This window comes from Colwellia sp. NW0002-52-1, from assembly GCF_057550865.1.
Map to the genome: position 1 here is coordinate 115,426 of NZ_BAAJLU010000006.1, position 14,395 is coordinate 129,820.

14 protein-coding genes are annotated in these 14,395 nt (G+C 38.6%); 9 read left to right on the forward strand and 5 right to left on the reverse strand.

Annotation, left to right across the window (positions count from 1 at the left end; all coding sequences use genetic code 11):
- Positions 1-10: 10 nt before the first annotated feature.
- Entirely contained in the window at positions 11-3,451 is a 3,441-nt protein-coding gene (locus AC27H3_RS08215; protein ID WP_487105230.1) for a hybrid sensor histidine kinase/response regulator, read from the forward strand.
- A 55-nt stretch (positions 3,452-3,506) separates the two neighbouring features.
- Here the strand turns inward: AC27H3_RS08215 and AC27H3_RS08220 are convergent, their stop codons facing one another.
- The 4 genes from AC27H3_RS08220 to coaBC all read right to left on the reverse strand — a co-directional run bounded on the left by AC27H3_RS08220 (position 3,507) and on the right by coaBC (position 7,859).
- A complete protein-coding gene (locus AC27H3_RS08220) occupies positions 3,507-4,166 on the reverse strand; it encodes a response regulator (protein WP_085300870.1) in 660 nt (219 codons plus the stop codon).
- A gap of 189 nt (positions 4,167-4,355) precedes the next feature.
- Positions 4,356-5,828: an aminoacyl-histidine dipeptidase gene (locus tag AC27H3_RS08225; RefSeq protein WP_487105232.1), complete on the reverse strand. Its 1,473-nt coding sequence runs from the start codon at positions 5,826-5,828 to the stop codon at positions 4,356-4,358.
- 60 nt (positions 5,829-5,888) lie between these two features.
- Complete coding sequence (gene slmA / locus AC27H3_RS08230) at positions 5,889-6,473, reverse strand: nucleoid occlusion factor SlmA (protein WP_487105234.1); 585 nt, start codon at positions 6,471-6,473, stop codon at positions 5,889-5,891.
- A 147-nt stretch (positions 6,474-6,620) separates the two neighbouring features.
- Positions 6,621-7,859, reverse strand: a complete 1,239-nt coding sequence (gene coaBC / locus AC27H3_RS08235) for a bifunctional phosphopantothenoylcysteine decarboxylase/phosphopantothenate--cysteine ligase CoaBC (protein WP_487105235.1) — start codon at positions 7,857-7,859, stop codon at positions 6,621-6,623.
- 84 nt (positions 7,860-7,943) lie between these two features.
- On the opposite strand from coaBC, the gene radC reads away from it, so the two are divergent.
- From radC to rpmG, 6 genes are all read left to right on the forward strand, one after another.
- Entirely contained in the window at positions 7,944-8,624 is a 681-nt protein-coding gene (gene radC / locus AC27H3_RS08240; protein WP_233131284.1) for a RadC family protein, read from the forward strand.
- A gap of 38 nt (positions 8,625-8,662) precedes the next feature.
- Positions 8,663-8,986: a PilZ domain-containing protein gene (locus tag AC27H3_RS08245; RefSeq protein WP_085300875.1), complete on the forward strand. Its 324-nt coding sequence runs from the start codon at positions 8,663-8,665 to the stop codon at positions 8,984-8,986.
- Positions 8,987-9,057: 71 nt separating this feature from the next.
- Positions 9,058-9,726: an AAA family ATPase gene (locus tag AC27H3_RS08250; protein ID WP_487105238.1), complete on the forward strand. Its 669-nt coding sequence runs from the start codon at positions 9,058-9,060 to the stop codon at positions 9,724-9,726.
- Positions 9,713-10,099 carry a hypothetical protein gene (locus tag AC27H3_RS08255; RefSeq protein ID WP_487105240.1) on the forward strand — a complete coding sequence of 129 codons (387 nt, stop codon included), beginning with the start codon at positions 9,713-9,715 and terminating at the stop codon, positions 10,097-10,099. Before AC27H3_RS08250 ends, AC27H3_RS08255 begins: the two co-directional genes overlap by 14 nt.
- A 237-nt stretch (positions 10,100-10,336) precedes the next feature.
- Complete coding sequence (gene rpmB / locus AC27H3_RS08260) at positions 10,337-10,573, forward strand: 50S ribosomal protein L28 (RefSeq protein ID WP_077284236.1); 237 nt, start codon at positions 10,337-10,339, stop codon at positions 10,571-10,573.
- A gap of 11 nt (positions 10,574-10,584) precedes the next feature.
- Positions 10,585-10,740 carry a 50S ribosomal protein L33 gene (rpmG, locus tag AC27H3_RS08265; protein WP_070375415.1) on the forward strand — a complete coding sequence of 52 codons (156 nt, stop codon included), beginning with the start codon at positions 10,585-10,587 and terminating at the stop codon, positions 10,738-10,740.
- 315 nt (positions 10,741-11,055) lie between these two features.
- Here the strand turns inward: rpmG and AC27H3_RS08270 are convergent, their stop codons facing one another.
- Positions 11,056-12,798, reverse strand: a complete 1,743-nt coding sequence (locus AC27H3_RS08270) for a DUF885 domain-containing protein (RefSeq protein ID WP_487105243.1) — start codon at positions 12,796-12,798, stop codon at positions 11,056-11,058.
- Positions 12,799-12,923: 125 nt separating this feature from the next.
- Here AC27H3_RS08270 and AC27H3_RS08275 point away from each other — a divergent pair, with 125 nt between their 5' ends.
- Positions 12,924-13,415: a hypothetical protein gene (locus AC27H3_RS08275; protein WP_487105245.1), complete on the forward strand. Its 492-nt coding sequence runs from the start codon at positions 12,924-12,926 to the stop codon at positions 13,413-13,415.
- Between the two features lie 43 nt (positions 13,416-13,458).
- On the forward strand, positions 13,459-14,394 hold the full coding sequence (locus AC27H3_RS08280) for an ATP-grasp domain-containing protein (protein ID WP_487105247.1): 936 nt from the start codon (positions 13,459-13,461) through the stop codon (positions 14,392-14,394).
- Position 14,395: the final 1 nt, after the last annotated feature.

Sequence of the window (14,395 nt, forward strand, 5' to 3'; positions counted from 1 at the left end):
GAGAAATTCAATGTTTCCAAATTGGCAATTAGCGGGCTTAAGTTTTGCTTATATAGGTTTGCTGTTTTTTATTGCCTATATTGGGGATAAGTATCGACATAAATTATTGCGTAAAAGCCAAGCGATAATTTATGCCTTAACGCTTGGGGTGTATTGTACGTCTTGGAGTTTTTTAGGCACACCCGGACAAGCATCTAATAACTTTATTTCTCATTTACCAATATATTTAGGGCCAATATTACTTTTTATTTTTGCCTGGCCCTTTATTCAACGCATTATACGGGTAAGTTTAAAGCTCAATCTCACCTCCATTGCTGACTTGTTAGCAGCACGCTTTGGTAAGTCGCATAACTTAGCTATTTTAGTCACGATTGTAGCGTTAATTGGCACCATGCCTTATATTGCGCTGCAATTAAAAGCGATTGTTTATACCTTTCAACAATTACAAGCAGAGCAAAGTCTCGCCAATTGGCATTTTGGGTTGGTGGTGAGCTTACTCTTAGCAGGATTTACAATTGTCTTTGGTGTGAGAAATATCGATGTTACTGAACGGCACCCTGGGGTTATGCTCGCCATTGCTTTTGAGTCTTTAGTGAAGCTATTTGCTTTTATCGCGGTCGGTATTTTTGTCACTTATGTCTTGTTTGATTCGCCTATGGAGCTTTGGCGCCGCTCATCGGTAAGTCTACAACTTGATCAACAACTGAGTTTCCCGAATGTAATGTCAATGTTTGCCATGTTAGTGATCACAATGGCGGCCTTTTTATCTTTACCTCGTCAATTTCAAGTTATGGTGGTTGAGCTAAAAGATGAAAAAGACACTTGGTTGAGTCGTCGTATTTTCCCGCTTTATTTATTAATTTTTGCTATTTTTGCGGTACCGTTAGGCTTGGCAGGGGATTTATTATTAGGAGGTACGGTTCCGTCTGACGCTTATGTATTATTTTTACCTTGGTACCAACAACAACCTTGGTTAACACTATTTACCTTCTTAGGTGCGATTTCTGCTGCAAGTTCGATGGTCATTATTTCTTCTATTGCTTTGAGTACCATGCTCAGTAATGAGATTGTTTTCCCTTGGCTGTATCGCGCAAATAAAAATCATGATTCCGATTATGATAAATTTCGCTTACGGTTATTAACCATTCGTAAAGTCTTAGTTTTATTTGTTATTTTATTAGGTTATAGCGTATTTTTAATGGCATCGCCAGATACCTTGAGCTCGTTAGGTGAAATAGCATTTGGTGCTTTTGCGCAATTAACTCCCGCTTTAGTTGCTGCTTTTTACTGGCGCAGAGCAACATTAACCGCCGTTTATGGCGGTATTGCTATTGGGTTTTCTGCATGGCTTACTCTGAACTTTATTCCTCAGTTTGGTGTTTACCCGCACCCATTTGAAGGCAGCTTTTTACCCGCCAATTCAATGGCAAGCTTGTTGTCACTTTCCGTTAATATTATTGCGATGTGGTTGCTTTCTCATGTTAGTCGTCAGAGTGTACAAGAGCGCATGCAAGCTTCGTTATTTATGGAATACCAAGCACCGAAAGCTTTGCAATTACAGCGTAATAAACAAATTAACTATCAAGAGTTGGAGTTGTTAGTTTCTCGATTTGTTGGTGAGAAAAAAACCATCACTAGTTTTAAGCAATTTCAACGTTCGATAGACAAAGCCCAAATGAGTCATGTTGCCTATAACCAGAAATTACTGCAGCACACAGAAAACACGTTAGCCAGTGTTATGGGGGCTTCGTCAGCACGTTTAGTTTTATCATCGGCATTAGAAGGGCGTGATATTGCTTTAGATGAAATAGCCGTATTGGTAGAAGAAGCATCAAGCCAGCGTCAACAATATAGCCAAGACTTATTACAAAGTGCTATTGAAAACGCCAGTGAGGGCATTTCTATTGTCGATAGTGAATTAAATCTTGTTGCTTGGAATAAAAAATATATTGATTTATTTTCCTACCCTAGTGAACTTATTTACCAAGGTAGCCCGATCAGTGATTTAATTCGCTTTAACGTGGTACGTGGCTTATGCGGTGTTGGTAAAGTTGAAGAGCAAGTAAATAAACGCCTTGAGCATTTGCGTAATGGTAGTCCACATAGCTCTGAACGCGAACATAGCGATGGCCGAGTTATTCGTATTGAAGGTAATCCGCTGCCAGGTGGTGGTTTTGTTATGTTGTTCTCTGATATCACCACTTATCGTCAAGCAGAAAAAGGTTTGAAAGAAGCGAATGTTGATTTGGAGACTCGGGTACTTGAGCGGACACAAAAACTAGAACAAACCAATGATGCTTTAGCATTAGCACGTGAGAAAGCTGAACAAGCACATGTTAAAAAAAGTTTATATTTAAAAGCATGTAGCCACGATTTAATGCAACCATTAGAGGCAGCACGTTTATTTACTTCGGCATTATCGAGTCAAGGAAACTTAACGGCTACTCAGCAACGGCAGGTAGATAACATAGATCATTCACTCAAAGTTGCAAATGACTTAGTGGCAGATCTTGCTGAAATCGCACGTATTGAAAGTGGTAATATTAAGCCTAAAATCAGTAGGTTTTCAGTAAAATCTTTGTTTGATGATCTTGCTAAAGAATTTTCTGCCAGTGCTGTTGATCTCGATATTGAGTTTAGAGTGCATTGTAATAATAGTCTGTGGCTACGCTCAGACAGAAGTTTATTACGTCGGATACTGCAAAATTTAATCGGTAATGCGTTTCGATATGCGAGCCCAGGTAAAGTGTTATTAGGAGCAAGATCCAAAGGTGGTAACGTTGATATTCAAGTACTTGATAACGGCCCTGGTATTCCTGAGGATAAACAAACATTAGTTTTTGAACAGTTTACACAATTAGAAAATCAGCAAAGTTCATCTGCTGGCGGGCTTGGTTTAGGCTTAAATATTACGCAAAGTTTAGCGCAATTGTTAGACCATCCTTTAGCCTTGATCTCTAAAGTGGGTTTCGGTTGCAAGTTCTCTATTAACGTTGAAAGAGCGCAAGAACAACAAGAAGTTTTAGCGGTAAAACCTAAAGCGAATATAGGCTTGAGAGATGTAACTGTCATGTGTATTGATAACGACCCTGATGTATTAAACGGCATGGTTGAACTGTTAACCGCTTGGGATTGTAATGTATTAGCGGCAGATTCTTATCAGCAGGCGCTTTCACTGTATGATATTCATAAAAACGATATTGAAATTTTGTTAGTCGATTATCAACTTGACGCTAACTATAACGGCATTGCTTTAATTGCTAAATTGAGAAAAATGAGTCGACATTATGTGCCTGCCATTTTAATTACTGCGACCACTGATAGCGACTTAGAAGATAAAACTTTAGCTGCTGATATTGGCTTTATGCGGAAGTTAATCAAACCTGCAGCGCTTAGGGCGATGATGAGCTCGATGTTAACGAAGAAGCTACAAGCGAAGTATTTACAATAATCGTTGCACAATGAATTAATTTATATAAATTAATTCATTGTTTTATGTGGGTTAATTAACAGTCTTGTAGTTGCACGTCGTTAATATCAAGTTGTGCAATCGCAATAACCGCTTGGGTACGATTACGCACATCGAGTTTACGAAATATAGCCGTTGCGTGTGCTTTAATTGTCGCTTCAGAAACATGTAAATCATAAGCTATTTGTTTATTGAGCATGCCTTGAGCAAACATCATTAAAATTCGATATTGTTGTTGTGTTAGGCTTGCAACACGCTCAGCTATATCGTTATTGTCTTGCATCGGTGATGATTGACTATACGCTTCCGGTGTCCAAATATTCCCTAGCAATACTTGTTGAATTGCATTGTAAATATCGTCTACGGGCGTAGATTTAGGAATAAAACCTGAAGCTCCGTAACCCATAGATTTATGAATGGTATCGTGATCTTCATGAGCTGATACCACCACAACGGGTATTTGTGGGAAGTGATTACGCACATGGATCAAAGTGTTAAAACCATGAGCGCCGGGAATATGTAAATCGAGTAACAATAAATCACTGTCATTATTATCGCTAAGTTGTTGTTCGAGCTCTGCAATGGTTTGTGCTTCTAGCCAGTGGGTTTGCGTGAGCTTTAATTTTAATGTGCCTAGTAGTGCTTGCCTAAATAGTGGGTGATCGTCAGCTATTATAATTTTTTCTGGCTGAATCATATTATTGTTTCCTTAAAAGTTCCCCGATCCTATCGTAGACCAATAACCGTTATTTTTTTATTAGACTTTAGCCTAGTAAAAAAATAATACCAGTTTAAAAAAGCATTTAAACTGGTATTAATCATAGTCTATGTTACAGAAAAGTCGCTGCGCTAATTAAGCTAAGACATCAATATAATGTTGTTACCTCTATGCTTTATCAGGAATATTTGCCAGTACCGCTATTAATAATTGCCAATATTGCTCTACGGTTGCAATCTGTACTTTTTCATCAGGAGAGTGTGGAAATTTAATTGTAGGTCCAAATGACACCATATCCCAATTTGGATAGGCAGTTTTAAATAAACCACATTCTAAACCGGCATGAATAACCATAATTTCAGGTACTTTATTAAACAACGACTGATAAGTATTACGTACCGTTTGCATTAATGCAGAATTTGTATCTGGCTTCCAACCCGGGTATGCCCCAGAAAAAGCAATGTTTGCGCCTGCTAGTTCAAATACAGACTGCACCATGGTTTGTGCTTCTTGTCGGCCATCGTCATGTAAACTGCGAATTAGCGACATGGCAACAAACTTATTACCTTTACTGCGCATAACACCTAAGTTTAAAGATGTTTCAACAATACCTTCAATATCATCGCTCATACGTAGCACGCCATTTGGACAAGCATTAAGCGCACGTAAAATAGTATGTTGAGTTGCACTGGTCCAACACTCGTCAAAAGTTTCAGGAGATATTAATAACATCTCGATATCGGTTTCGATAGCACCAAGAGACTGATTAATGGTGGCTAAGTATTCAGATAACTTTTCTTTTAGTGCTGGCACCTTTGCACGATCAATAACGAAACTAGCATCAGCTTCACGTGGGATCGCGTTGCGTAAACTTCCGCCGTTGAGTTCGGTTAAACGTATATCTAATGCTTGGCTAGCGTCGAGTAAAAACCTGATAAGTAGCTTATTAGCATTTGCACGCCCGGTATGAATATCAACACCAGAATGACCGCCCTTTAAGCCAGAAATAGATAAATTAAATGATTCAACCTCATCTACAACATCGTCGTACTTAACGGCAAAAGTAGCTTCGCCATCGATACCGCCGGCGCAACCCATATAGATTTCACCTTCTTGCTCTGAATCAGTATTGATCAATAACTCACCATCAAGCCAACCGGCTTCTAGGCCAAAGGCACCGGTCATACCGGCTTCTTCATCAATGGTTACTAGAACTTCTAATGGGCCATGGGCAATATCATCGCTAGCCAATACAGCAAGCGCAGAAGAAAGACCAATGCCGTTATCAGCACCTAATGTAGTACCTTCTGCTGTAACCCAGTCGCCATCGGCTTCAGTGATAATATAGGGTTTAATAGGGTCGGTGAGAAAGTCATGTGCTTTATCGGCATTTTTTTGTGGCACCATATCCATGTGGGCTTGTAAAATAACGCCTTTTTTATTCTCTAAGCCAGCGGTAGCAGGTTTCTTAATAATTAAGTTTCCTACAGCATCTTCTTTCACACTCAGGCCTTGTTCGGTCGCCCAAGTTTGTATCCAAAGTGATATTTTTTGTTCGTGTTTTGAAGGGTGTGGAATGCTACAAATGGTATCAAATATTTGCCATAATTTTTTTGGCTGTAGTTGTGCTAAGGTGCTCAATGAAGTTCCTTTATTTTTTGGTGTTAAGCATAGTGACTGACACTATGTTAAATAGTTAAGTTATTTATCAGCCATTAAGAATTGCCATTGCTCGTTAAAGTCAGTACTCGGTTTTTTGGCAAAATTTGAACGAACATATTGGTTAATTTTACCTTCAGCAAAGGCCATTAAAATATTTGCTAGGGCTAACTCTGAAATAGTAAAACCTTTGCCCTCGCGCAATTTACGCTCACGAAGTACTTGTTTAAATTGCGACTCAAGCTTTTCAAAAAACTGATTAACACGGGCACGTAAACGCTCGTTTTCGCCCATTAAAGCGTCACCCGCTAAAATACGACACATACCGGGGTTACGCTCTGCAAAAATGAGCAAAACATGCAGAATATGGTGACAGCGAACAAGAGCTTCTTTGTGATCCGTTAAAATTAAATTTACACGTGAAAAAATCGATTCTTCGATAAACTCTATTAATCCTTCAAACATACGCGCCTTTGAAGGAAAGTGGCGATAAAGTGCGGCTTCAGAAACGCCTACTTCAGCGGCAAGTTTTGCCGTAGTAATTCTTTGTCCTGCGCTAGTTTGTAACATGTGCGCAAGGCATTCTAAAATTTGTTGTTTACGATTAGGTTTTTGAGTCACCGGCATAAAACTGATTCTCTATTTTTATTATGTTTTCAGTTGCCATCTTTACCGAATTAATAAATGTATCGGCTCAATATGGCAAGTGAAAGATTAGCGTGATTGTATAGCGTTAGTTAGCTGATATTCAATAATAAAATAAATCCAATGAGATTAATTTTTTAATTGAGAACCCAGTAATGTTTGATGAATATATTGAACTAACTGTTTAGCAAGTTCACTTTTATTCATTAAAGATAACTCTTTTTCATCATTAGGCGTAAAAACCGTTAACGCATTGTTGTCACTATTAAATCCTTGCCCAGCTGTGGCAACATTATTAGCGGCTATCATATCAAGATTCTTGCGAGCTAACTTGTCTTGTGCGTAATGTTTTACATCTTGTGTTTCAGCAGCAAAACCTACGGTAAACGGCTTATTCTCAAGCGCTGCAACATCAGCAACAATATCAGGATTTTTGATTAAATTAAGTTGCATGGTATCTTGCGACTTTTTAATTTTTTCATTCGCGATATTATCAATGCGGTAATCAGCTACCGCAGCACATGCAACAAAAACATCAGATGTTGGAGCATAAGTTAGCGCTTGTTGATGCATTTCAATGGCGCTGTTCACTGCGATTTTTTTGCAATTTAGCGGTGTCGTTAAATTTACAGGGCCAGAAATTATAGTCACTTCAGCGCCAAGTTCTTGGGCCGCTGCCGCAATAGCAAAACCCATTTTTCCTGAACTGTGATTAGAAATGTAACGCACAGGGTCAATAGCTTCACGCGTTGGTCCAGCAGTAATTACCCACTTTTGGCCTGTTAAAGGTTTTTGTTCAACAGAAGTATTGTTATTACCCGCTGCAATAGCTTGGCAGGTTAGATCTACTAATTCTGGTACATCTAGCATGCGACCTAAACCTACATCGCCACAAGCTTGTTCGCCTGCTCCAGGGCCGAATAGCGTGTATTGCCAAGCAGTTAAGGTATTAATGTTTTTTTGGGTTGCTTGGTTATGCCACATTTGTTGATTCATTGCTGGTGCTATCGCGATTGGCGCGGCTGTTGCCAAGCAAAGTGTGGTTAATAAATCATTCGCCATGCCTGCAGCAATTTTAGCGATTATATCTGCGGTTGCTGGGGCAATTAAAATAAAGTCTGCCCATTTTGCCAACTCAATATGGCCCATAGCTAATTCTGCTTGCGTATCCAATAAGCTGTCAGAAACCGCATTAGCTGAAACCGCTTGCAAGGTTAAAGGTGTGATAAAGGCTTTAGCGCCTTCTGTCATAACCACGCGAACATCGGCACCTTTTTCTTTTAATCGGCGAACAAGTTCAGGCGTTTTATAAGCGGCAATACCACCACTAATACCTAAGAGAATTTTTTTACCCTGAAGAATCTGCATAAGCTGCTAATCTTAATAACGACAATGGGCGATAAGATAGCATTATTCGCGCTTTATTTAAAATCACTTTGCAAGGATGCACTTATGTTAAAAGACTGGCCAGATTGTGAAAAACCAAGAGAAAAGCTCTTACAGCATGGGCCTAAAAGCCTCAGCGATGCAGAATTATTAGCAATTTTTTTACGTACCGGTGTTAAAGGTTGTCATGTTGTTGATTTAGCGAGAAATTTATTGAGAGATTTTGGCAGTATAGCGAAAATTTATCAAGCTGACTTAACCGACTTTTGCCAGCACCATGGTTTAGGTGTAGCAAAATATGTGCAATTACAAGCATGTTTGGAAATGTCGACGCGCTATTTAGCCGAGCAAATGAAAACAGGCGAAGGGCTAACATCTTCTCTGCGTACACAAAATTTTTTAAAAGCAGAGCTACGCCATGAAACCCGAGAAATATTTGCGGTGTTGTTTTTGAATACGCAGCATCAGGTTATTAAGTTTGAGCGCTTATTTCAAGGTACTATTAATGCTGCAGCTGTGTATCCACGCATTGTTGTTGAAGCGGCAATTAAACACCAAGCAGGTGCGGTTATTCTAGCGCATAATCACCCTTCTGGTATTGCAGAACCCAGCATTGCCGATAATCAAATTACCAGTAGACTAGAGCAAGCGCTTGCTTTAATTGATATTAAAGTGCTTGATCATATAATAGTTGCGGGTTGCCATTGTTATTCGTATGCTGAACATGGACGAATGGTTGAACAATGAATACTTATCATGCAAACGTAGTAAATTAAGGAGTCTCTATGAGTGATATTGACAATACACACGAAAACGAAGCAAGCGAACGCCGACGATCTTTTCGTCTCGATATGGAAAAAGAAATAATTGATATCGTTTGGGTTGATAACAACGGCGATGAAAAACGCAAAAAAATAGTGTGTTTAGATTTTTCTCGTGGCGGCTTAAAAGTAGATTGTGACTGCGAAATTGCGGCAAATACCCAAGTAACCGTTATATTTAAAGCAGCAAATCCAAATAGCCAAAAGTTGTTTGGTAAAGTTATACGTTGTGTAAAACAAGATAATGGCTGGTTCGAAGTTGCAATGCAGCTGACAGATCTTGCTTAAGCTAACCCTGAATTATTGAACTATAATAATGTGGTTGTTGTATTTTAAGTAGTAAACAAGGAATTACCAAGATGATGATTTTAGTAGGCGGGGAAAAAGGTGGTAGTGGTAAAAGTTGCCTAGCGCAGAATTTAGCTGTGTATTTTGCCCGTGAGAAAAAAGCTATTGTATTGATGGTTGATTGTGATCCACAGAGAACTACGTCTGATTGGATACAAGCAAGAAATTCTGATCCGTCACTACCAGCCATCAATTGTATTCAATTGTACGGTAAAATTAGAAATGATTTATTAAGTCTAAACCAACACTATGATTATGTGATTGTAGATTGTGGTGGCCAAGATAACTTAGCCTTACGAGCGGCAATGTCAGTAGCTGACCATGTTGTTATACCACTGAGACCGAAACGTCGCGATTTAAAAACAGTACCCCATATGGAAGACATGCTAAGCACATGTAAAATGGTTAACCCTAAAATGTTAGCATCGTTTGTTATCACGCAGTGTCCTTCTTTACCTAATCAAGCAGGTAGAATTCTAGAAGCTAAAGAAGTATGCAGCTCCTTCGGCATTAATGTATTAAATGCCGTAACTTTTAACCGTAATGTTTATGATGACAGTGAAGAAATGGGTTCATCTGTGCTGGAAATTGAACCTGATAGCAAAGCAGCGATAGAAATGATCGCAATAGCTGAAGAGCTATTAGCGATGAAACCGGACAATTCCCATGAGTTTAATTGATTTAAAAAAATCCAAGGACGGTCCAAAGAAAAAGAAAAAATTCACGGTTGATGAATTTATTGCTGATGCGGAAGATTATGCCAAAGGGCAACCAAAAATTGTCAGTCGTGAACATGATGAAATGTCATTGCAAGAAGCAATTTTGGCAGCTAAAGAACATGCAAATCGCAAAACACAAACCAGTAATGAAATGGGGCGTCGTTTTCGTCCTGCGACTTTCACTTTGAGTGAAGCAGCAATAGAGCAGTTGCAAGAATTGGCCGTTGATACACAACTAGCCAAGTCTCATATTATTCGCATTTTAATTGATGAACTCTGTAATAAAGATCAAAAAGAAAAATTACGCAAATTATTAGACTCAAAAATAGACTAAAATTGCAGGATTATTACTCTAGTAGCGTGGTATTACTGCAATTATCGCCTCATTTTTACCGTTTTATTCATCTAACCCTATGAAATTTAAGTTTTTTTAAAAGTATTTGTTTTTAGGTCGATTAATACTGGAATTCATTTTTCAGTTTCACTATAATATGCCACCTTTTTCAGGATCCCGAGGCGACGGTCTTGGGGAAATACAGCACGACCTGAAATTAATTTTGGAGTACTCATTATGTCTAAAGTTTGCCAAGTAACAGGCAAAAAGCCAATGGTTGGAAACAACCGTTCGCACGCAAGAAACGCGACTCGTCGTCGTTTTTTACCTAACCTTCAAACTCACCGTTTTTGGGTTGAGAGTGAAAATAGCTTCGTTAAATTACGTTTAACTCCGAAAGGAATGCGTATTATCGATAAAAAAGGTATTGATGCAGTTTTAACTGATATCCGTGCCCGTGGCGAAAAAGTTTAAGGAATTGCACAATGCGCGATAAAATTCGTTTAGTTTCTAGTGCTGGCACTGGCCATTTTTACACTACAGACAAAAACAAAAAAACTATGCCTGAGAAAATGGAGATCAAAAAGTTTGATCCTCGCATTCGTCAGCATGTTATGTATAAAGAAGCTAAAATCAAGTAATTGATTACTGCTTATTTAAAAGCCCGGTTTATACCGGGTTTTTTATTGCCTAAAGAAAAGTATGCAGTTAAGCGCTACTGATTAACCTTGGCTAACTTCCACCTTGATAGGGTCTTATTTTTTACATAGTCGTGAGTTGTTTGATGCGCTAGTAAGATGAGTTTATTCTTTTAGTTTGAAAAGCTATGCGATTAGCTGCTCATGTTTAGTCATGAAAAAGTTGTGTAATAAATTGAGCACATTGATATAAAAAAAGGAGAAACCACGTATTGGGGCTTCTCCTTTTAAATTAAGATTTGTGTAAAAGCTTTGTGGTTATATTTGCTGCTGTTTAATCCAGTCCATAGTTAACTCTTCAAGCAATGCCATAGGTAAACTACCATTTTTCAACATTTGGTCATGAAAAGCTCTAACATCGAACTTATTACCAAGTGCGGCCTCTGCTGTAGCACGTAATTGACGAATTTTTATCTCACCTATTTTGTATGATAATGCCTGTGCTGGCCAAGTAATGTAACGGTCAATTTGGCCAATAACATCTGCCATGCTTAACGCTGTATTGTCAGCTAAATAATTAATGGCTTGTTGTCGAGTCCAACCTTTAGCATGAATGCCGGTATCAACTACTAAGCGACAAGCACGCCATGCCTCGTAAGTTAAACGGCCAAAGTCACTGTAAGGGTCTTGATAAAAGCCCATTTCTTTGCCTAAGCGTTCAGAATATAATCCCCAGCCTTCACCATAAGCTGCGTGGTATAACGTTTTACGAAACGCCGCCATATCAACTTCTTGTGCAATGGCACTTTGAAAATGATGACCGGGCTCGGCCTCATGAAAGGTTAAAGCTTCTAAGGTATATAATGGTTGGCTCTCTAAATTTTTAGTTTCTAAAAAATAAGTACCTGATGTAGTGCCACTGCCATCTGAGGCAACATAATAGGCGCCGCCATTAGGGCTAGATTTTATATCAAAGGTAGAACGAGGTAGTACGGTAAACCATTTGGGTAATTGGGCAGCCATTTTACGTGTGATATAGCTGGCTTTTTCAAGCATATCCATTGCATTGTCAGTATAAAATTGTGGGTCGGTACGTAAGAATTTAATGAAATCTTTGAACTCCCCTTTAAAGCCAACTGCTTTTATAATGGTCTGCATTTCTTGACGAATACGCTTAACTTCATCTAGCCCTGTTTGATGAATTTCATCTGCGGTTAGATCTGTAGTAGTGTAATACTCAATTAAGTATTGATAGTAATCAGCACCCCCTTTAACGCTATTAATACCGGCAGTCGTTCGACAGTTTGTCATATACTCTTGAGTAAAAAAGTCATAAAACGCTTGGTACTCGGGAAGCACAGTGTTTTTAATTAAGTTTTTTACTTGCTGACGATAAGTACTTTGTTGCGCTGGAGGTATTGCTGTTGGCATATTCAACATAGGCGCATAAAAAACACTCTCTTCAACATTATTGACTAAATGCTTACTGATCGATTTTTCATAACCTTTAAAGCTTTCACAGTAATGAGTATGCCCCAAAGCAACCGCCTGTTTAAGATCAACAATATGCTCTTGGTTATAGCGTGGATAGTCAGCAAGGCTGATCAAATAATTGCGGTAGTCTTGCTCGGTTAAAAACGACATATTCGCAGGGGCGCCAGCAAAATAACTATGAAAACCAGAATAGTAAGTTAACGGATAAAGATGATCTTGAAATTGATAACTCTTTTCTTCTGCTTCGCGTTCATATTTAAATAAACGATAACTTACTTGTTCAGCCGATGTTAGTTGAGTAACGTCAATGGTTTCGATGCGAGATAATAATTCATGGTTATAGGTTGCACGACGCTCGCGACCTTTTGCTGACATTTCAGGTAACTTACCGTTCATTCGAAAGGCATCAGGGTCTTTTCTGAAAAATATTTGTTCTTTATTTGCATTTTGCCAATGCTCATCGAGTAACTGTTGAAATTTTTCACTTGTTTGATTTGCAAACGTGCTAGTGGTGAACGATAAGCCACTGAGCAGTAATATGCTTATACTGAGTTGTTTTATTTTCATAAGAAAACCTTGGTTTTTGAAAGCACTAAGAGAATGCTTTATTATTTGTTAATAGTGTAAAGCTATGTACTAATAAGCTCAATTTTTTCGTATTATGAAGTAAATATCAGTCCTGGGAATATATTATGGTGAAGCTAACAAAAACGGGTTGGAATAATGTCATCATCTTTGCGGTTATGGGCTTTATTTTAGTGATCAATTTAACCAATAAAAAAATATTCTCAGCTGATGACAATGTAAGTAGTGAACAGGAAATTGCACTGGTTGGTAAGCAAAATGTCATACTAACTTTAAGTATTAATAATATTGTAAATATAGAGCGCATCGGTCGCACATGGCGAGCAACACCCAGCAACATATCTGGGCAAGCTTTAGCGCAAATGATGATGTCTTGGCAACAAAGTCATGGTGAGGCTATGGCTCAGGCCCCGGAAGTAGATCGACAATTTTCACTGGATGTAAAGCTTGATATTGCAGGTCAGGCTGAGCCACTAGCGTTAAATTTTTATGCCACAGAGCAGCAATTATTAATATTTAATCAGCGCTCAAAACAATGGCTGACAATGCCGATTGCTATGTATGGGCAATTATTTCCACAAGAAATATTTGCCGGTTAGCAGATGTTATTTCAATTTTATCGAATTAGAAGGCAGTAACCCAATGAACAAATGTGCAATTTTATCGATGGACAATTTAGAAGACTTTGAAGTCTATGATTATTTAATCGATCAGCCACTATTAGATCTAGGATGGCAAACAGAAGAGGTTTCATGGCGTTGTGCTAAGGTGAACTGGAATGACTATAAAGCGGTTATTATTCGAAGCCCTTGGGATTATCAAGACGATATGGAGCGTTTTCTTGATGTATTATCGCGCATTGAGCAATCGACAGCACGACTAGAAAATAGTTTGAGTGTTGTTAAATGGAATATTAACAAAAGTTATTTAAAAAGCTTAGTTGCTGAGAAAATAACGATTGTGCCAACACTTTGGCCCGATGCTTTTGAAGCTGACAAGTTAACTGAATATTTTGATTATTTTGCAACCGAGCAAATGGTATTAAAACCCAGAGTTAGCGCCAACTCAGATAATACCTTTTGGCTTACAAAAGCTAATTATCAAGATAATATAACCGAGTTAAAGCAAGCATTTGCCAGCCGAGAGTTAATGGTACAGCCTTTTATGGAAAGTATTTGCCAAGAAGGTGAATTTTCCTTGTTCTATTTTAATGGTGAATATAGCCATGCCATTTTAAAAACACCGGCGCAGGGCGATTTTAGAGTACAAGAGGAGCATGGTGGAGGTTTGTTGTCAGTAACACCCGAAGATGGCTTGATTGCAGTTGCTAACAAAACGATGCAAGCCATTAGTAAGTTTCATGGTGAATTACTTTATGCCCGGATTGATTTTGTTCGTCATCAAGACACATTTGCGCTAATGGAAGCTGAGTTAATCGAACCTTCATTGTATTTTAATATGGACGAAGGTTCACCGCAGCGATTTGCTAACGCTTTTGCCACTCGAATGGTGGCTTTCGAACAACAATCAAGCACGACTGAAGCTAATAACACTTCGTCACTACCAGGAAAAACTTAAG